The organism is Streptomyces sp. NPDC048185, from assembly GCF_043202495.1.
In the GTDB taxonomy this organism is placed as follows: domain Bacteria; phylum Actinomycetota; class Actinomycetes; order Streptomycetales; family Streptomycetaceae; genus Streptomyces.
This window is the reverse complement of sequence record NZ_JBIDAN010000007.1, coordinates 35,903-53,899: the sequence shown is the minus strand read 5'-3', so window position 1 is coordinate 53,899 and position 17,997 is coordinate 35,903. Positions and strand designations below refer to the sequence as shown.

The 17,997-nt window shown below is 71.8% G+C and carries 19 protein-coding genes; 10 read left to right on the top strand and 9 right to left on the bottom strand.

Annotation, left to right across the window (positions count from 1 at the left end):
* Window positions 1–220 precede the first annotated feature (220 nt).
* The 6 genes from ACGF3H_RS21300 to ACGF3H_RS21275 all read left to right on the top strand — a co-directional run bounded on the left by ACGF3H_RS21300 (window position 221) and on the right by ACGF3H_RS21275 (window position 6,549).
* A complete protein-coding gene (locus tag ACGF3H_RS21300) occupies window positions 221–1,795 on the top strand; it encodes an ABC transporter ATP-binding protein (RefSeq protein WP_362490446.1) in 1,575 nt (524 codons plus the stop codon).
* Window positions 1,795–2,919: an ABC transporter permease gene (locus ACGF3H_RS21295; protein WP_362490444.1), complete on the top strand. Its 1,125-nt coding sequence runs from the start codon at window positions 1,795–1,797 to the stop codon at window positions 2,917–2,919. The genes ACGF3H_RS21300 and ACGF3H_RS21295 overlap by 1 nt, the downstream gene beginning before the upstream one ends.
* Complete coding sequence (locus tag ACGF3H_RS21290; protein WP_362490442.1) at window positions 2,916–4,181, top strand: ABC transporter permease; 1,266 nt, start codon at window positions 2,916–2,918, stop codon at window positions 4,179–4,181. Before ACGF3H_RS21295 ends, ACGF3H_RS21290 begins: the two co-directional genes overlap by 4 nt.
* Window positions 4,178–4,570 carry a cytidine deaminase gene (locus tag ACGF3H_RS21285; protein WP_362490440.1) on the top strand — a complete coding sequence of 131 codons (393 nt, stop codon included), beginning with the start codon at window positions 4,178–4,180 and terminating at the stop codon, window positions 4,568–4,570. Before ACGF3H_RS21290 ends, ACGF3H_RS21285 begins: the two co-directional genes overlap by 4 nt.
* 17 nt (window positions 4,571–4,587) lie before the next feature.
* Window positions 4,588–5,865, top strand: coding sequence for a thymidine phosphorylase (locus ACGF3H_RS21280; protein ID WP_362490517.1), 1,278 nt, complete (start codon window positions 4,588–4,590; stop codon window positions 5,863–5,865).
* 96 nt (window positions 5,866–5,961) lie between these two features.
* Window positions 5,962–6,549 carry a Uma2 family endonuclease gene (locus ACGF3H_RS21275; RefSeq protein WP_362490437.1) on the top strand — a complete coding sequence of 196 codons (588 nt, stop codon included), beginning with the start codon at window positions 5,962–5,964 and terminating at the stop codon, window positions 6,547–6,549.
* Window position 6,550: 1 nt separating this feature from the next.
* Here the strand turns inward: ACGF3H_RS21275 and ACGF3H_RS21270 are convergent, their stop codons facing one another.
* The gene (locus tag ACGF3H_RS21270; RefSeq protein ID WP_362490434.1) at window positions 6,551–7,471 is read right to left on the bottom strand and encodes an AEC family transporter; all 921 of its coding nucleotides are present in this window, start codon (window positions 7,469–7,471) and stop codon (window positions 6,551–6,553) included.
* Between the two features lie 132 nt (window positions 7,472–7,603).
* On the opposite strand from ACGF3H_RS21270, the gene ACGF3H_RS21265 reads away from it, so the two are divergent.
* Window positions 7,604–7,990, top strand: coding sequence for an STAS domain-containing protein (locus ACGF3H_RS21265; RefSeq protein WP_362490515.1), 387 nt, complete (start codon window positions 7,604–7,606; stop codon window positions 7,988–7,990).
* On the opposite strand, the gene ACGF3H_RS21260 is transcribed toward ACGF3H_RS21265, so the two are convergent.
* Together ACGF3H_RS21260 and ACGF3H_RS21255 are read right to left on the bottom strand one after the other, a co-directional pair.
* Window positions 7,883–8,887: a sigma-70 family RNA polymerase sigma factor gene (locus ACGF3H_RS21260; RefSeq protein ID WP_362490432.1), complete on the bottom strand. Its 1,005-nt coding sequence runs from the start codon at window positions 8,885–8,887 to the stop codon at window positions 7,883–7,885. The two genes, ACGF3H_RS21265 and ACGF3H_RS21260, sit on opposite strands and share 108 nt — an antisense overlap.
* A gap of 111 nt (window positions 8,888–8,998) precedes the next feature.
* Window positions 8,999–10,324 (bottom strand): MFS transporter, encoded by a 1,326-nt coding sequence (locus tag ACGF3H_RS21255; protein ID WP_362490430.1) that lies wholly within the window; start codon window positions 10,322–10,324, stop codon window positions 8,999–9,001.
* 63 nt (window positions 10,325–10,387) lie between these two features.
* Here ACGF3H_RS21255 and ACGF3H_RS21250 point away from each other — a divergent pair, with 63 nt between their 5' ends.
* The gene (locus ACGF3H_RS21250) at window positions 10,388–11,341 is read left to right on the top strand and encodes a LysR substrate-binding domain-containing protein (protein WP_362490426.1); all 954 of its coding nucleotides are present in this window, start codon (window positions 10,388–10,390) and stop codon (window positions 11,339–11,341) included.
* Between the two features lie 46 nt (window positions 11,342–11,387).
* Here the strand turns inward: ACGF3H_RS21250 and ACGF3H_RS21245 are convergent, their stop codons facing one another.
* On the bottom strand, window positions 11,388–12,149 hold the full coding sequence (locus ACGF3H_RS21245; protein ID WP_362490424.1) for an alpha/beta hydrolase: 762 nt from the start codon (window positions 12,147–12,149) through the stop codon (window positions 11,388–11,390).
* Between the two features lie 170 nt (window positions 12,150–12,319).
* Here ACGF3H_RS21245 and ACGF3H_RS21240 point away from each other — a divergent pair, with 170 nt between their 5' ends.
* Both ACGF3H_RS21240 and ACGF3H_RS21235 read left to right on the top strand, forming a co-directional pair.
* Complete coding sequence (locus tag ACGF3H_RS21240; protein ID WP_362490421.1) at window positions 12,320–13,495, top strand: adenosine deaminase; 1,176 nt, start codon at window positions 12,320–12,322, stop codon at window positions 13,493–13,495.
* Window positions 13,496–13,639: 144 nt separating this feature from the next.
* Window positions 13,640–13,927 (top strand): ATP-binding protein, encoded by a 288-nt coding sequence (locus ACGF3H_RS21235; protein WP_362490418.1) that lies wholly within the window; start codon window positions 13,640–13,642, stop codon window positions 13,925–13,927.
* A 66-nt stretch (window positions 13,928–13,993) separates the two neighbouring features.
* Here ACGF3H_RS21235 and ACGF3H_RS21230 read toward each other — a convergent pair whose 3' ends face one another.
* From ACGF3H_RS21230 to afsQ1, 5 genes are all read right to left on the bottom strand, one after another.
* Entirely contained in the window at window positions 13,994–14,197 is a 204-nt protein-coding gene (locus tag ACGF3H_RS21230; protein WP_362490416.1) for a PspC domain-containing protein, read from the bottom strand.
* 94 nt (window positions 14,198–14,291) lie between these two features.
* Window positions 14,292–14,843, bottom strand: a complete 552-nt coding sequence (locus ACGF3H_RS21225; RefSeq protein ID WP_362490414.1) for a VanZ family protein — start codon at window positions 14,841–14,843, stop codon at window positions 14,292–14,294.
* Between the two features lie 88 nt (window positions 14,844–14,931).
* Entirely contained in the window at window positions 14,932–15,543 is a 612-nt protein-coding gene (locus tag ACGF3H_RS21220; protein ID WP_362490413.1) for a hypothetical protein, read from the bottom strand.
* Window positions 15,543–17,168: a HAMP domain-containing sensor histidine kinase gene (locus ACGF3H_RS21215; protein WP_362490411.1), complete on the bottom strand. Its 1,626-nt coding sequence runs from the start codon at window positions 17,166–17,168 to the stop codon at window positions 15,543–15,545. The genes ACGF3H_RS21220 and ACGF3H_RS21215 overlap by 1 nt, the downstream gene beginning before the upstream one ends.
* Window positions 17,165–17,842, bottom strand: a complete 678-nt coding sequence (afsQ1, locus tag ACGF3H_RS21210; RefSeq protein ID WP_029394402.1) for a two-component system response regulator AfsQ1 — start codon at window positions 17,840–17,842, stop codon at window positions 17,165–17,167. The genes ACGF3H_RS21215 and afsQ1 overlap by 4 nt, the downstream gene beginning before the upstream one ends.
* Window positions 17,843–17,997: the final 155 nt, after the last annotated feature.

The window sequence follows — 17,997 nt, the reverse complement described above, 5'->3', positions numbered from 1 at the left end:
CTGAGCACCACCTCGAACAGCGTGTAACCGCGGGGTTGCGCCGCTCGGCGGGGTACGGGGAGGGCACCTCCAGGTCCTCCTCGTACCCCGTCGTGTCGATGTGCCGCCGCCGCTTCAGATGCCGTAGGGGCGCTACGCGCGTAGACGACCCCCGTCCCCAGGAGAGTGCGCCATCAACGCGTCCAGCAGCCCTCCGGCCGGAGCGGCGGTCAACGAATCGGTGACCGCCGTCGAACTCGCCGGGATCACCAAGCGTTTCCCCGGCGTCGTGGCCAACCACGACATCCACCTCACCGTCCGCAGGGGCACCGTCCACGCCCTCGTCGGCGAGAACGGCGCCGGCAAGTCGACGCTGATGAAGATCCTCTACGGCATGCAGAAGCCGGACGAGGGCACCATCGCGATCGACGGCGAGCAGGTCTCCTTCTCGTCGCCCGCCGACGCCATCGTCCGCGGCATCGGCATGGTCCACCAGCACTTCATGCTCGCCGACAACCTCACGGTCCTCGAGAACGTGGTCCTCGGCAGCGAGAAGCTGTACGGCATCGGCGGCAGGGCCCGCCGCAAGATCAAGGAGATCTCCGAGCGCTACGGCCTCGGCGTGCGCCCCGACGTCCTGGTCGAGGAGCTGGGTGTCGCCGCCCGCCAGCGCGTGGAGATCCTCAAGGTCCTCTACCGCGGCGCCCGCACGCTGATCCTCGACGAGCCGACCGCCGTCCTGGTGCCGCAGGAGGTGGACGCCCTCTTCGACAACCTGCGCGAGCTGAAGGCCGAGGGCCTGTCCGTCATCTTCATCTCCCACAAGCTGGGCGAGGTCCTCTCCGTCGCGGACGACATCACCGTCATCCGCCGGGGCACCACCGTCGGCACGGCCGTGCCCGCCGAGACCACCCCGCGCCAGCTCGCCGAGCTGATGGTCGGCAGCGAACTGCCGACGCCGGAGACGGCGGAGTCGACGGTCACCGACCGCCCGGTCCTCACCGTCGACACGCTGCGCCTGGTGGCGCCGGGCGGCAAGGCCCTGCTCGACGACGTGTCCTTCACCATCCACGCCGGCGAGGTCCTCGGCATCGCCGGTGTCGAGGGCAACGGCCAGACCGAGCTGGTCGACGCGCTGATCGGCCTCAAGCACGCCGACTCCGGCACCGTCCGCTTCCTCGGCGAGGACATCACCTCGCTGCCCACCCGCAAGCGCCGCGAGCAGGGCGTCGGCTACATCCCCGAGGACCGCCACCGGCACGGCCTGCTCCTGGAGGCCCCCCTCTGGGAGAACCGCATCCTCGGCCACGTCACCGAGAAGCCCAACGCCAAGGGCGTCTGGCTGGACCCGAAGGCCGCGCAGGAGGACACCCGCCGCATCGTCGAGGCCTACGACGTCCGCACCCCCGGCATCGACGTCACCGCGGCCTCCCTGTCCGGCGGCAACCAGCAGAAGCTGATCGTCGGCCGCGAGATGAGCCACAAGCCGCGCTTCCTGATCGCCGCCCACCCCACCCGCGGTGTGGACGTCGGCGCACAGGCCGCGATCTGGGACCACATCCGCGAGGCCCGCCGCGAGGGGCTGGCCGTGCTGCTGATATCCGCCGACCTGGACGAGCTGATCGGTCTGTCCGACACCCTCCGGGTGATCTACGACGGCAAGCTGGTCGCGGACGCCGACCCGGCCACCATCACCCCCGAGGAGCTCGGCTCGGCGATGACCGGTGCCGCCTCCGGCCACCTGGAACACGACGAGACCGACGAGACCCCCGCAATCCGCAAGTCTCCCGAGGCTCCGGAAGACGAGGCCCGCTGATGAAGAAGTTCGACAAGGAGCGCGTGCTCCTCGCGGTGGCCGGACCGGTCATCGCGCTCGCCGTGGCCTTCGTGCTCAGTGCGATCGTCCTGATCGCCTCGGGCAAGAACCCGATCGAGCCGTTCGCCCTGATGTTCGAGCAGGCCGGGTTCTCCGACATCCAGGTCCTGATCATCAACCAGGCGTCGATGTACTACATCGCGGCCCTCGCGGTCGCCATCGGCTTCCGGATGAACCTGTTCAACATCGGCGTCGACGGCCAGTACCAGCTCGCCGCCATGATGGCCGCGATCGTCGGCGCCCACGCGAACCTCCCCGCGTTCCTCCAGGTGCCGCTGCTGCTCCTGACCGCCGTGTGCACCGGCGCCTTCTGGTCCGGCATCGCAGGCGTTCTCAAGATCACCCGCGGCGTCAGCGAGGTCGTCGCGACGATCATGCTCAACGCCATCGCCACCGCCGTCATCGGCTACCTCTGGCTGCCGGACGTCTTCGGCGTCAAGATCGGCAACAACAACACCACCGGCGAGATGCACGAGTCCGGCTGGATCCCCGGCATCGACATGGGCGCGGCCGGCGAGATCTACGGCCTGGTGATTCTCGCCGTCCTGCTCGGCATCGGCTACTGGATCGTCCTCAACCGCACCCGCTTCGGCTTCGACCTGCGCGCCTCCGGCGCCTCCGAGTCCGCCGCCGCGGCCAGCGGTGTCGACCCCAAGCGCATGGTGCTCACCGCGATGCTCATCTCCGGCGGCCTCGCCGGTCTCGCGGGCCTGCCGATCCTGCTCGGCGACACCCACACCTACAGCCTCAACTTCCCCACCGGCATCGGCTTCCTCGGCATCGGCATCGCCCTGCTCGGCCGCAACAGCCCGGTCGGCATCGCCTTCGCCGCCCTGCTGTGGGCCTGGCTCGACAAGGCCTCGCCCGAGCTGGACTTCCACGGCTACGACAAGGAGATCGCGGTCATCATGCAGGGCCTGATCGTCCTCTCCGTCGTCGTCTCCTACGAAGCCGTCCGCGAGTGGGGCCTGCGCCGCCAGCAGCGCCGGGTCGGCGCGGAGCTGGCCGCCGGTCACGTCCTCGGCGCCACCGACAACACCAAGAAGGAGGTGGCTGCCCGATGACCACCGCGACCGACCTCAACCAGCCCACGCTGCAGCCCGCGGCGCCGACCGGCCGCCGCATGTCGTGGCCCGTGCTGCTGCTGGTCATCGTCGGCGCCCTGGCGCTGACCTCGATCGTCCGGCTGATCACGGGCGCCGACGGCATCACCAACGTCAGCCAGATGTCCACCGCGCTCCAGCTCGCCGTGCCCATCGGGCTCGCCGGCCTCGGCGGTCTGTGGGCCGAGCGCGCGGGCGTCGTCAACATCGGCCTCGAGGGCATGATGATCCTCGGCACCTGGTTCGGCGCCTGGGCCGGTTTCCAGTGGGGCCCGTGGACCGGTGTCCTCGTCGGCATCGTCGGCGGCGCGATCGGCGGTCTGCTGCACGCGATCGTCACCGTCACCTTCAACGTCAACCACATCGTCTCCGGTGTGGCCATCAACATCCTCGCGCTCGGCGCCACCCGTTACCTGGCCCCGCTCGCCTTCGAGGGCCACCAGGGCGGCTCGGCCAAGCAGTCCCCGCCGGTCGACTCCCTCGGCCACTTCACGGTGCCGGGCCTGTCCGACGGCCTCCAGACCCTCAACGACAAGGGCTGGTTCCTGATCTCGGACATCGCCGGCCTGCTCGGCGGCCTGGTCACCGACGTCTCCTGGCTGACCCTGCTCGCGGTCGCCCTGATCCCCGCCACCTGGTGGATCCTGTGGCGCACCCCGTTCGGCCTGCGCCTGCGCTCCTGCGGCGAGAACCCGGTCGCCGCCGAGTCGCTCGGCGTCAACGTCTACAAGTACAAGTACCTCGCCGTGATCATCTCCGGCGGCCTGGCCGGCCTCGGCGGTGTCTTCCTGTCCATCGTGGCCAACCCCTTCTACCTGGAGGGCCAGACCAGCGGCCGCGGTTACATCGGCCTCGCCGCGATGATCTTCGGCAACTGGATGCCGGGCGGCCTCGCCATCGGCGCCGGGCTCTTCGGCTACACCGACAGCCTCAACCTGCGCGGCGGCTCCGCCAACGTGCACGCCCTGCTGCTGCTCGGCGCGCTCCTGCTGGTCGCCGGCGCCATCTGGCTCGCGGTCCGCGAGAAGTACGTCAAGGCCGCGATCACGTTCGTCGTCGGCGCCCTGGTCTTCGCCTGGTACGCGGGCACCAACGAGGTGCCGAACCAGGTCGTCTCCGCCACGCCGTACGTCGTCACCCTCGTCGTCCTCGCCCTGTCCGCGCAGCGCCTGCGGATGCCCAAGGCCGACGGCATGCAGTACCGGAAGGGGCAGGGCAAGTGACCGGAGCCGACTGGGCGGCCCTGCGCACGGCGGCCCGGGACGCGATGTCCCGGGCGTACGCCCCCTACTCGGGGTACCCCGTCGGTGCCGCCGCCCTGGTCGACGACGGCCGCACCGTCACCGGCTGCAACGTGGAGAACGCCAGCTACGGCATCGGCCTGTGCGCCGAGTGCGGCCTGGTCTCCCAGCTCCAGCTGACCGGCGGCGGCCGGCTGACGCACTTCGTCTGCGTCGACGGCCACGGCGAGGTCCTGGTGCCCTGCGGGCGCTGCCGTCAGCTGCTGTTCGAGTTCGGCGGTCCGGAGATGCTGCTGGAGACCCCCGCCGGGGTGCTCCCGCTCGCGGAGATGCTCCCGCAGGCCTTCGGCCCCGACCACCTCACGAAGTAAGGAAAGCCAGCATGGCCATGGACGTCATCTCCGTCATCCGCACCAAGCGGGACCGCGGCGAACTCAGCGGTGAGCAGATCGACTGGGTCATCGACGCGTACACCCGCGGCGAGGTCGCCGACGAGCAGATGTCGGCCCTCGCGATGGCGATCCTGCTCAACGGCATGAACCGCGGCGAGATCGCCCGCTGGACGGCCGCGATGATCGCCTCGGGCGAGCGCATGGACTTCTCGTCCCTGTCCCGCCCGACCGCCGACAAGCACTCCACGGGCGGCGTCGGCGACAAGATCACCCTCCCACTGGCGCCCCTGGTGGCGGCGTGCGGCGCGGCCGTCCCGCAGCTCTCCGGCCGCGGCCTCGGCCACACCGGCGGCACCCTCGACAAGCTGGAGTCGATCCCCGGCTGGCGCGCCCTCCTCTCCAACGAGGAGATGCTGGACGTCCTGGACACCACCGGCGCGGTGATCTGCGCGGCGGGCGACGGCCTCGCGCCCGCCGACAAGAAGCTGTACGCCCTGCGCGACGTGACCGGCACGGTCGAGGCGATCCCGCTGATCGCCTCCTCCATCATGTCGAAGAAGATCGCCGAGGGCACCGGCTCCCTGGTCCTGGACGTCAAGGTGGGCTCCGGCGCCTTCATGAAGACGATCGAGGACGCCCGCGAGCTGGCCTCCACGATGGTCGGCCTCGGCACCGACCACGGCGTGAGGACGGTCGCGCTCCTCACCGACATGGCCACCCCGCTCGGCCTCACCGCGGGCAACGCCCTGGAGGTCCGCGAGTCGGTCGAGGTCCTGGCCGGCGGCGGCCCGTCCGACGTGGTCGAGCTGACCCTCGCCCTGGCCCGCGAGATGCTCGACGCGGTCGGCCTCAAGGACGCCGACCCGGCGAAGGCCCTCGCCGACGGCTCCGCGATGGACGTCTGGCGCCGCATGATCGCGGCCCAGGGCGGCGACCCGGACGCGGCCCTGCCCACGTCGAAGGAGCAGCACGTGGTGAAGGCGTCCTCCTCGGGCGTCCTGACCCGCCTCGACGCCTACGACATCGGCGTCGCCGCCTGGCGCCTGGGCGCGGGCCGCGCCCGCAAGGAGGACCCGGTGCAGGCCGCCGCCGGCGTCGAACTCCACGCCAAGCCCGGCGACACGGTCACCGAGGGCCAGCCCCTCCTGACCCTCCACACGGACACCCCCGACCGCTTCGCGTACGCGCTCGCGGCCGTGGAGGGCTCGTACGACGTCGCCCCGGCGGGCACGGACTTCACCGCCTCGCCGGTGGTGCGGGAACGTATCGCCTGACCAGGCATTTCCCCATTCGGGTGAACGGGATCGGTAGACCACTGCCGGTCCCGTTCGGCATGCTGGGATCGGTGACGCACCGATAGGAGAACCGCCATGAGCGCACTCACCGTCAGTCATGATCCCGAACAGAGCTGGGACGAACTCGTCAGGTTCTGGGAGGAGATGGAGTGGCCCGAGGGCAGCAAGGTGGAGATCATCGAGGGGATCATCACCGTGTCACCCACTCCGGCGTATCGCCACAACGTGATCGCGGATCGCATCCAGCGCCGTCTCTACTCCGCGATCCCCGAGGATTGGGGGATTTTCCAGACTCTGGCCATTGCGGTGCCTTCCCGGCTGGGGATGCTCATCCCGGATCTTTTGGTGACACCGATCGATGACGAGTGGGGCGGAGAGGACAGCCACATCCCTGCCGCCGTCGCAGAACTCGTCGTCGAGGTCACTTCCCGGTCCAACGCCAGACACGACCGCATTACCAAGCCTGCTGCCTACGCCACTGCGGGCATCCCGCTCTATCTCCTGGTGGATCGCTGGGCTCCCAGCGGCCCCACAGCGACTCTTTACGGTGAACCGAAGGGTGACGTGTACCGCGTTCTGAGCACTGCCAAGTTCGGCGACCCCCTCACGCTCCCCGCCCCCTTCGACCTGACCCTCGACACCGGCGAGTTCCCCGAGGCCTGACTCACCCCAGCACCGTGGCCACCCCCACCAGCACCGGTACGGACACCACCGTCGACACCAGGATCGCGTCCCGCGCCAGCCGCTCGCCCACCCCGTACGTCGACGCGTACGTGTACAGGTTCTGCGCGGCCGGCAGCGCCGACGTCACCACCACGTCGAGCAGTTGAGGGCCCCGCAGCCCGAACACTCCCGACGCCAGCGCCCAGGCCACCGCCGGCTGTCCCACCGCCTTCAACGCCACCGCGAGCAGCACGGGCCGCCGTTCCGCACCCCGCAAGGGCATCGTTGAGCCGCACAGGCCGATGCCGAAGGCCATGAGCACCGCGGGGACCGACATGTTGCCGATCAGCGTCACCGGGTCCATCACCGCGTCCGGCACCCTGAGACCGCTCGCGGCTACCGCCACCCCGGCGAGCGAGCCCAGCGCTATCGGATTGCGCAGCGGCGTCAGCAGCCTCCGCCACAGCGAGCCCTTCGCGCCCTCGCCGGACAGGTCCAGGATCGTCACCGCCACCGGCGTCACCAGCACCAGCTGGAACAGCAGCACCGGCGCCACCAGCGAGGCGTCCCCCAGCACGTACACGGCGATCGGGATGCCGAGGTTGCCGGAGTTGACGTAGCCGGAGCACAGCGCGCCGATCGTCGTGCGGCCCACGCCCCAGCCCCGCGCCGCACCCACCGCGGCGAAGACCCCGGCCACCGCGACCGTGGACAGCGCGGTCACCAGCAGGCGGCTGGAGAAGACCACCGACAGGTCGGCCCCCGCGAGGGTGGTGAACAGCAGCGCCGGGGACGCCACGTGGAAGGCGAGCTTCGTCAGCACCTCGCGCCCCTGGTCCCCGAGGTGCCCGCGCAGCCCCAGCACATAGCCGACGCCGATCACCACCGCGATCACCGCGAAGCCGGTCAGCACCCCTTGCACGGCGACGCCTCCCCGGGGACGAGGAGGCGAGGGGCGTCGGGCGGCGCGGCAGGCGGAGGTATGTGGGGCACATGCCAACCCTCCGGGGCGGGCCGCGCCGAGGTCAACGTGATCTTCGCCGTGTCCGCACCGATGAGTTCCACCGGACCGCCCGGTCTACCGCACGTGGACGCCGTGACACCCGCCGTACTCGTGCTGCCGGGGCCCGTCTCCCGAGGGGAGACACCCCGGCTCTGCGACGAGGTGCGCGCACTGCTGGAAGCCACCCGGGCCGGCGTGGTCGTCTGCGACGTCGGCGGGCTGGGACCGCCCGGACTCGCCGTCGTCGACCTGCTGGCCCGGCTTCAGCTCGCCGCCCGGCGGGCCGGGGGCCGGATACGGCTGCGCGACCCCGACCCCGCCCTGGGCGCCCTACTGGACCTCGTCGGTCTCCGCTTCGAGGCGGAGGGGCAGGTCGAACAGCGGGAACCACCGCTTGGTGTCCAGGAAGCAGTGGAACCCGGTGATGCGGCCGTCTGAGATCTCCAGCACCTGGACCGCCCACGGCGCGAAGCCGCCCGCCTCCGGGTCCGGCTTGTAGTGGGCGAAGGCCGGCAGCCCGTTGGCCTGGACCGGCAGCAGCCGGGAATTCGCGCACGCGGCACCGAGCGTCGCCATGAAGCCGGTGATGTCCGCCGGACCGGCCAGCCACAGGTCGAACGGCGGCATGGTCATCACCGCGTCCTCGTGCAGCAGCGCGGTCAGCGCCGTCATGTCATAGCCCTCGAAGGCGGCGACATAGCGCTCCAGGAGCTTCTGCTGCTCCTCGTCCAGCGGGTCGGACACCGCCGCCCCTGCCCCCTGGTCCGCCCGCTCGGCGAGTGTCGCCCGGGCCCGCTGGAGGGCGCTGTTGACGGACGCGACCGTCGTGCCGAGCAGCTCGGCGACCTCGCTCGCCTTCCACGCCAGCACCTCGCGCAGGATCAGCACCGCCCGCTGCTTGGGCGGCAGCTGCTGGAGCGCCGCCATGAAGGCGAGCCGCACCGACTCCTTGGCGACCGCGGCCTCCGCCGGGTCGGCCGTCGTCGGCAGCACCCGGGCGTCCGGCATCGGCTCCAGCCAGGTGTTGTCCGGGCGGGGCGACAGCGCGGCCTGGGCGAGCGGCGTCGAGTCCGTCAGGTCCATCGGACGGGCCCGCTTGTTGCCCGCGCTCAGCATGTCCAGGCAGACGTTGGTCGCGATGCGGTACAGCCAGGAGCGGAGACTGGAGCGGCCCTCGAACTTGTCATAGCTCCGCCAGGCGCGCACCAGGGTGTCCTGCACCGCGTCCTCGGCCTCGAAGGAGGAGCCGAGCATCCGGTAGCAGTACCCGGTCAGCTCGACCCGGTGCTTCTCCAGCGCGGAGTCCAGCTCCGGTGTCACGGTGCCGTTGGTCATCGTCCACCCACCCACCCCTGGGCCGTCCCGTCGTGCGCGTTGTCGCGCCTCGCACTTCGGAAGCTACCGCAGGGGACTGACAATGGCCCGCGGAGTCAGGAAAGGCGCACGTCAACGCGTGGCGGGCAGACCCCGTACCGGGGAGCGGACGCCCTGCCGGCGCGCCGCCAGCGACCCGAGGGCCGTGATCGCCACGACGCCCAGCACCGCCAGCAGCCCGACCCCGACCGTCCCGGCCCAGCCACCGGAGTGGAAGGCCACCGCGCCCACCGTGCTGCCCGCGCTGGAGCCGATGTAGTACGCGGACTGGTACAGCGCCGACGCCTGGGCGCGGCCGTGCGTGGCGGTCTTCCCGACCGCCGACGAGGCCACCGCGTGCCCGGCGAAGAAGCCCGCCGTGATCAGCACCAGCCCGAGCAGGACCAGCGGCAACCAGGGCGCGAGGGACAGCAGCAGCCCCGCCGCCGTCGTGCCGCCGCCCAGGTACAGCGCCCCGCGCCGCCCGAGCCGGCCCACCAGCCGACCCGCCGTGGACGCCGAGACCGTACCGACGAGGTACACCAGGAAGATCGAGCCGATGATGCCCTGCGGCAGGGAGAACGGTGCCTCGGTCAGGCGGTAGCCGATCACCGTGTAGACGCCGCCGAACACCGTCATGAACAGCGCGCCGATCGCGTACAGGCGGCGCAGCAGCGGGTCGGAGAGGTGGTCGCGGACCGTGCGGGCCAGGACCCGCGGGCGCAGCGAGCCCGCCGTGAAGTGCCGCGGCGCCGGCAGCAGCAGCCGGAAGGCCACCGCGCACGCCACCGCGACCAGGCCGATCACCCCGACGGCGACCCGCCAGCCCCACTCCTGCGCGACCCAGCCGGTGATGATCCGGCCGCTCATGCCGCCGACGCTGTTGCCGGCCACGAACAGGCCGATCGCGGTGACCAGCGCCCGCGGCCGCACCTCCTCCGCGAGGTACGCCGTCGCCGACGCCGGCAGCCCGGCCAGCGCCGCGCCCTGCACCGCGCGCAGCGCGACCAGCGCCGGCAGCGACGGGGCGAAGGGCACCAGCAGCCCGACGGTCACCGCGACCGCCAGCGACGCCGTCATGACCGTGCGCCGTCCGAAGCGTTCCGACAGGGCGCTCATCGGCAGGACGAACACCGCCAGGCCGCCCGTCGCGGCGGCCACCGTCCAGCTCGCGTCGCCCGCCGTCACCCCGAGGTCGCCGGAGATCAGCGGCAGCAGGGCCTGGGTGGAGTACAGGAGCGCGAAGGTCGCGACGCCCGCGAGGAACAGGGCGAGACTCATCCGGCGGTAGCCGGGGCCGCCCGGGGCCATGCGCGAGTCGGAGGCTTCGGTGACGTCGGGGGCGTCGGAGGCGTCGGGGGCGGAGACGGCGGATGCGGCGCCCACGGTGGTGGACGCCCCGGTATCGGCGGGAGTCATGCTGCGAAGGTACGGAGACCGGAACTCATCCGTCCAATGCATGGAATCGTCATAATCGTTCCCATGGTGCATCAGCAGAGCTCAGCGGGCCGCCTGTCACGGTTCAGTGACACAGAAGACATCGTGACGCTGCTTGTGCCACGCCTCGCGCACTTCGCCGGCGTCGCCCGCACCGAGCACGTCACCCGGGCCGCGCAGGAGATGAACGTGCCGCAGTCCACCCTCTCCCGCGCCCTCGTCCGCCTCGAGGCGGACCTCGGGGTGGACCTGTTCGTCCGGCGGGGCCGCACCCTGGCCCTGACCCCCGCCGGACACAGCTTCCTCGGCTCCGTCGAACGCGCCCTCGCCGAGATCGAGCGCGCCGCCGAGGAGGTGCGCGCGGACGTCGACCCGGCCACCGGCAAGGTCGCCTTCGGCTTCCTGCACACCATGGGCGCCGAGACCGTCCCCGGCCTGCTGCACGCCTTCCGCGCCGACCATCCCCGCGTCCGCTTCAGCCTCGTCCAGAACTACGGCGAGGCCATGCTCGAGCGGCTGCGCGCCGGTGAGCTCGACCTCTGCCTGACCTCCCCGGTGCCGGACGCCCCCGACCTGGTCGCCCGCCGCCTGGACGAGCAGAAGCTGCGCCTGGTCGTGCCGGCCGACCATCCGCTGGCCGCCCGCCGGCGCATCCGCCTCGCCGAGGCGGCCGACGAGAACTTCGTGACCCTTGAGCCCGGCTACGGACTGCGCCGGATCACCGACGACCTCTGCGGTGAGGCCGGCTTCCGGCCGCGGGTGGCCTTCGAGGGGGAGGAGGCGGAGACGCTGCGCGGCCTGGTCGCCGCGGGCCTCGGCGTCGCCCTCCTGCCGCCGCCCGCCGTGCCCCGGCCCGGTGTGGTCGAACTGACGGTCACGGCACCGCGCGCCGCCCGCGAGATCGGCGTCGCGTGGCTCGCGGGCCGCACGGACACGCCTCCGGTCGCGGCCTTCAAGAAGTTCCTGCTGTCCAGAAGGGGCCACCTGCTGCCGGACTGACGCGGGCCCGCCGGCCCGGGCGGTGACCGCGGGGCCCCGGCACGGCCTATCGGCGCAGCGACTTCCCGAACCCCGCCGCCAGTGGCATCCGCAGCCCCAGCGGCGGCGGCGCGGCCAGCGCGTCCTCCACCGGCCGCGAGAAGGACCGCCCGAACAGCGCGCCCATCACGAAGTCCTCCGCCAGCGCGACGACTTCGTCCCGGTACTGCCGCAGCCCGTGTCCGTCGGCGTGCACTTCGAACCGGCACACGTCCCGGTTGGCCTTCTTCGCCCGGGACGCCAGCCGGAACGACAGTTCGGGATCGCTGCGTTCGTCGTTCGTCCCGTGCACGATCAGCACCTGGCGCCCGGCGAGCTGCTTCACCGGTTCGGGTGCCGCCGCCATGTCCTCGTCCGGCAGCCAAGGGGAGACCGCCAGCACGGAGTTGACGGCCTCGTGCCCGCCCGCGCGCAGCGCGGCCCGTCCGCCCATGCCGACGCCGACGAGGCAGACGGGGACGTCTCCGTAGCGCCGCACGGCCTCGGCGGCGGCCCAGTCGGCGTCGCGCGCGAGGTGGGCCTCGGCGCCGTTCCAGCCCCGGTAGCGGTAGCGCACGACGTGCGTGGCCAGGCCCTCTTCACGGCCCGCGCGCGCCAGCCGGCGCCCCAGTGCGCGCACCGGCGCGCTCGCCGGCAGCGGAGACGGTCTGCGGCCGGAGACCTCCTCGCCACCGGGGAGCAGCAGCACGACGCCGCTGACCGCCGTCCCCTCCGGACCGAGCGTTCGCCCCAGCCGGGCCTGACGGACCGGCGTCGCTTGCTGTGCCATGACAGAACATTCTCAGAAGACACGGGGTACGCGACCGGTCCTGGCAGTCACCGTTACATATCGGCGGTCCCGTACACCGATTCGCCGGGAAGGTTCCCTACTCGCGGGTACTTCCGTCCCTACCCGTCCGTACTCCTGATGTTCTACGCGCGTGGAGCTAGAGTGCCGAAATGACGAGCCAGAACACCGATAAGGCCGGGGCGAAGACCACCGGAAGGACCCCGACGCCGGACCAGATCCGCCGGGCGCCGAAGGTTCTGCTGCACGACCACCTCGACGGCGGGCTGCGCCCCGGCACCGTCGTCGAACTCGCCCGCGCCGCCGGGTACGACCAGCTCCCCGAGACCGATCCCGACCGGCTCGGCACCTGGTTCCGGGAGGCCGCCGACTCCGGCTCCCTGGAGCGGTACCTGGAGACCTTCTCCCACACCGTCGGCGTCATGCAGACCCGTGAGGCCCTCGTCCGGGTCGCCGCCGAGTGCGCCGAGGACCTCGCCGAGGACGGCGTCGTCTACGCCGAGGTGCGGTACGCCCCCGAGCAGCACCTGGAGAACGGGCTGAGCCTCGAAGAGGTCGTCGAGGCCGTCAACGAGGGGTTCCGTGAGGGCGAGCGGCGGGCCCGGGAGAACGGCCACCGCATCCGTGTCGGCGCCCTGCTCACCGCCATGCGGCACGCCGCCCGCTCCCTGGAGATCGCCGAACTCGCCAACCGCTACCGCGACCTCGGCGTCGTCGGTTTCGACATCGCGGGCGCCGAGGCCGGCCACCCGCCCACCCGGCACCTCGACGCCTTCGAGTACCTGAAGCGGGAGAACAACCACTTCACCATCCACGCCGGCGAGGCCTTCGGGCTGCCGTCCATCTGGCAGGCCCTGCAGTGGTGCGGAGCCGACCGCCTCGGACACGGGGTGCGGATCATCGACGACATCCAGGTCCACGGGGACGGCACGGTCAAGCTCGGCCGGCTCGCCTCCTACGTGCGGGACAAGCGGATCCCGCTGGAGATGTGCCCCAGCTCCAACCTCCAGACCGGGGCGGCGGACTCCTACGCCGGGCACCCCATCGGCCTGCTGCGCCGGCTGCACTTCCGTGTCACCGTCAACACGGACAACAGGCTGATGTCCCACACGGGCATGAGCCGGGAATTCGAGCACCTGGTCGACGCATTCGGCTACACGCTCGACGACATGCAGTGGTTCTCCGTCAATGCGATGAAATCAGCGTTCATTCCTTTCGATGAACGACTGGCCATGATCAATGACGTGATCAAGCCGGGATATGCGGAACTCAAGTCCGAATGGCTGTTCCAGCAGACGGCCACCACCAGCGGTTCTTCGGAGGATTGAGGGTCGGGCGGCGCCGAGGGAAAAGCGGGATGAGGGCGGGTGTTCACCATCCGTCCGCAATTCGACGTTTGCGGTGGACGGTGTGGCGTGTTTACGGTCGAGAACCGCTCACATCCCCCGTCATCCATTGCGAGGACGCATTTCATGAAGCAGTCTGCTGCCAAGACCCTCGGTGTCGCCGCGCTCGGTGCCGCCTTCGCCGCCGTCGGCGCCGGTGCCGCGAGCGCCGCCCCGGTCGCCCAGGGCCCCTCCCAGTCCCTCGACCAGGTCGCCCGGACGCTCCCCGCGGAGAACGTCAGCAGCGTGCTGCCGACCGCGACCGGCACCCTGGACAAGGGCCCGGCCGACCAGGTCACCGGTCTGCTCGGCGGAATGCCGGCCAAGGGCCTGCCCACCAAGGGCGTGACGCTGAACAGCATGCCGCTCGGCTGAGCCGCACCCGCACGACGCGCCGACGGGGCGCACCCGGTCACCGGGTGCGCCCCGTCGGCGCGAGCGCTACCAGGCCGTCCGGGCCGCCTTCTCCTCGGACGGCAGGAGCAGCCACAGGGCGAGGTAGAGCAGGAACTGCGGGCCGGGCAGCAGGCAGGAGAGCACGAAGATCACCCGCATCGTGGTGCGGGAGGTGCCGAAGCGCCGGGCCAGCGCGGCGCACACTCCGCCGATCATGCGGCCATGGGTGGGGCGGGCGAGGCGGGACATCGCGGCTCCTTCGTGAGCGGGTGGCGGAGGCGGCCGGCCGGCTGCCCCTCATCTGCCCTCAACGCTACGGAGACGAACGGAACAAAGCGTCGCTCTACGGGGCGATACCGACCCTGGGAATCGTCGGGGTCCGACCCTGAGCGGGCTCCTCCTGGGGCACGTCCTCGCGACACCCCCGCTCGGACCCGCGGCGGAGCCGAGCCCGGCCCGCGGGGACGACGGCGAGGTGGGCGAGGGCGACGCCCAGGGTGTTCAGCAGCAGTGAGTCGACGTCCACGACCTGACCGGGCACCCCGGTCTGCAGCAGTTCGATGCCCAGTGACAGAAGGGCGCCCGCGGCCACGGTGCGCAGCAGGGAAGCCGTCGTCGACACGGCCAGCCGCCCGTTCACCATCGGCAGCAGCACCCCCAGCGGCGCCAGCAGCGCGAGTGCGCCGCCGAGCGAGCGGGCCGCCGACGGCCACCCCAGCGCCAGGTCGGCACGGATACCGGCGAGCGGATGCACGTTGGGCGGCAGTACCCAGGGCACGTCCAGGGGCCGCAGGGTGTACCAGGCGACGAACGCGAGGTGTGCGACGAGGAGGACACCTCCTGTCACACGGATGCGGTGCGCGGCGCTGCCGCCGATGAACCCTTGACGCTGCACGCCCCCCTAGACGCGGCCCCCGGCTCGGTCGGTTCCGGGCCCTTCCACGCAAGGGTGAGGCTTGCGCCACACGGGCCCGGCCCCGGTGTCACCCGCCGTCGACCGCCCGCGACGGCGGTTCGTTGCTGCCGGGCCGGGCGCGGACCTCGTCCGTGCAGGTGTAGCGGCGCGGTGCCCGGTCGTCGGGGCCGGCCAGGATCACGGAACCGTCGCCCTCCGCCGCGGCCGAGTCGGAGAAGGTGCACACCACCTGGGCGAGCGCGTAGGACGTGAGGTCGCCGGGCGCGGTGCCGAGCCGGAGCGTGTCCTCCGGATCACCGGGGCGGGGCCCCTTCACGGTGACGCCGGAGCGCACGTCCGTGGTGTACCCGGCCTGTTTCTCGGCGGCCGACGGCGGAGCGGCGAGCTGGTCCAGCAGTCCCTGGGCGACCAGCACCCGCCGCGCGGAGTCCGCGGCGCCGTCCGGGACCCGTACCGCCCGGTCCACGCTCACCAGCGAGGAGCCGCACAGCAGGAAGACCCGCACCGGCAGGCCGGACACGGAGCGGTCCGACACGTCGGGCTCGGCGAGCGAGCAGCGCACCCGCGAGGGCGCGGGGCCGTAGTCCGTGGGCACCTCCGTGGCCCGGATCCCGCACCCGGCGAGCAGCCCGGCCAGCACGGTCAGCAAGGGGAGTGCCCGCAGGCGGCGTACGGTCATCAGGCCTGTCCCTTCGCGTCCGTGCCCCGCTCCCGACCCGCGTCCCCGCCGTCGGCAGGGGAGGTCGCCTCGCCGGCCACCGCGTCCCCGGCGTCCTCCTCCGCGGGCTCCGACGCGTCCTGCGGCAGCCGCAGCGTGAACACCGCACCGCCCTCGGGCGAGTTCTCCGCGGTGATCTCGCCGCCGTGGATGTGGGCGTTCTCCAGGGCGATGGACAGGCCGAGCCCGCTGCCCTCGGAGCGGGGCCGGGAGGCGCTCGCCTTGTAGAAGCGGTCGAAGACGTGCGGCAGGACGTCCTCGGGGATGCCCGGGCCGTGGTCCCGCACCCGGATGACGACCTCGTCGTCCGCCCGCGTCACCGACACCCGCACCGGCGAGCCGCCGTGCTTGAGCGCGTTGCCGATCAGGTTGGCCAGGATGACGTCCAGGCGGCGCGGGTCGAGGCGGGCGTGGATGCCGCGCTCGGCGTCCAGGTCGACGGCGTCCAGCCAGGCGCGGGCGTCGATGCAGGCGGTGATCTGGTCGGCGACGTCGACGTCGTCCAGGACCAGCCGGGCGGTGCCCGCGTCGAAGCGGGTGACCTCCATCAGGTTCTCCACGAGGTCGTTCAGCCGCCGCGTCTCGCTCACCACCAGCCGCACGGCCGGTTCGATCATCGGGTCGATGCCGCCGCCCTCGAACTCCAGCTCGTCCTCGAGGACCTCCGTGACGGCGGTGATGGCCGTCAGCGGCGTGCGCAGCTCGTGACTCATGTCCGCCACGAAGCGCCGCGAGGCCTGCTCCCGGTCGGCCATGTCCGCGACCCGCTTCTCCAGTGCCTCCGCCGCGCTGTTGAACGTCCGTGACAGATCGGCCAGTTCGTCGGTGCCGGACACGCGCAGCCGGGTGTCCAGCTTGCCCTCGCCGAGCCGGCGCGCCGCGACCCCGAGCCGGTGCACCGGCTTCAGCACGGTCGTCGCCAGGGCCTGGGCGAGCAGCGCGGAGCCGAGCAGCGCGAGCGCCGTCGCGATGCCCAGCGACCAGGCCAGCGAGTTCAGGTCCTTGGCCTCGGGCTCCAGAGACTTGAACATGTAGCCGGTCGGCCCGCCGCCGATCACCTTCGAACCTGCCACAAGGTAGGGGGTGCCGTCCTCGACGACCCGCTGCCAGTACAGGTGGTACGGGTACTTGTTGGCCGAGGAGACCTTCTGCTCCTTGTTCACCGCGGTACGCAGCGACTCGGGCACGTCGGCCAGCGAGAAGCCGCCGAGCCCGCCCGAACTGCCGTACACGGCGCGGCCGTCGGCGTTCTCGGCGACGAGCAGCACCCCGAAGCGCTGGCTGCTGCCGGCCATCTGCCCCGCGGTGTGCTGCAACTCGTCCTGCGAGGGCCGGGCGGGCAGCGCGCCCGCCCGGTTCTCCATCTCCTGCTCGAAGTCGCGCAGCACGGCGTCCTGGGTACGGGTGAGCACCGCCTCGCGGTTCAGCCAGTACGCGATGCCGGACGCCGACACGGCTGCGGTGAGCGCGACGAGACCGAAGACGACGACCAGCCGAAGGCGCAGGCTGGTGAGGCGCAGCCGGGACCGGACTCCCTTGCGAGTCGCGGCCCAGCCGCGCGAACCCCCCTGGTGTTCCTGTGTCACTGAGGCGGATCCAGCCGGTAGCCCACGCCCCGCACGGTACGGATCAGGGTCGGGGACGACGGCACGTCCTCGACCTTGGCGCGCAGCCGCTGCACACAGGCGTCCACGAGCCGCGAGTCGCCGAGGTAGTCGTGCTCCCACACCAGCCGGAGCAGCTGCTGCCGCGACAGCGCCTGTCCCGGACGCCGGCTCAGCTCCAGCAGCAGCCGCAGCTCGGTCGGCGTGAGCTGGAGGTCCTCGCCGTTCTTCGTCACGGTCATCGCCGACCGGTCGATGACCAGGCTGCCGAAGCTCGCCGAGTCGCTCGACTCCCGCTCCCCGCGCCGCAGCACGGCCCGGATGCGGGCGTCCAGCACACGGCCCTGGACGGGTTTGACCACGTAGTCGTCGGCGCCCGACTCCAGGCCGACGACCACGTCGATGTCGTCGTTGCGCGCGGTCAGCAGGATGATCGGCAGCTGGTCGGTGCGCCGGATGCGCCGGCACACCTCGAAACCGTCGATGCCGGGCAGCATCACGTCCAGCACGATCAGATCCGGCCGCTGCTCGCGCAGCAGCTTCAGACCGTCCTCACCACTGGCAGCGGTCGCCACGCGGTGACCCTGGCGCGTCAGAGAGAGCTCCAGGGCCGTCCGGATGGCGTCGTCGTCCTCGATCAGCAACAGGGAAGGCACGGGCTCATTCTGGCCCATGGAGGGGCCGGGGTTCGACCCGCGGGCCCGGATGAGGTTCCCCGCTGCCGACGGGCCCTGTGAAGGATCCGTGGTGCAACCGTGGCCGACCCCTGTGACAGGTCTGTGACAGTCGGCGGACACGGCCATGAAGTCAC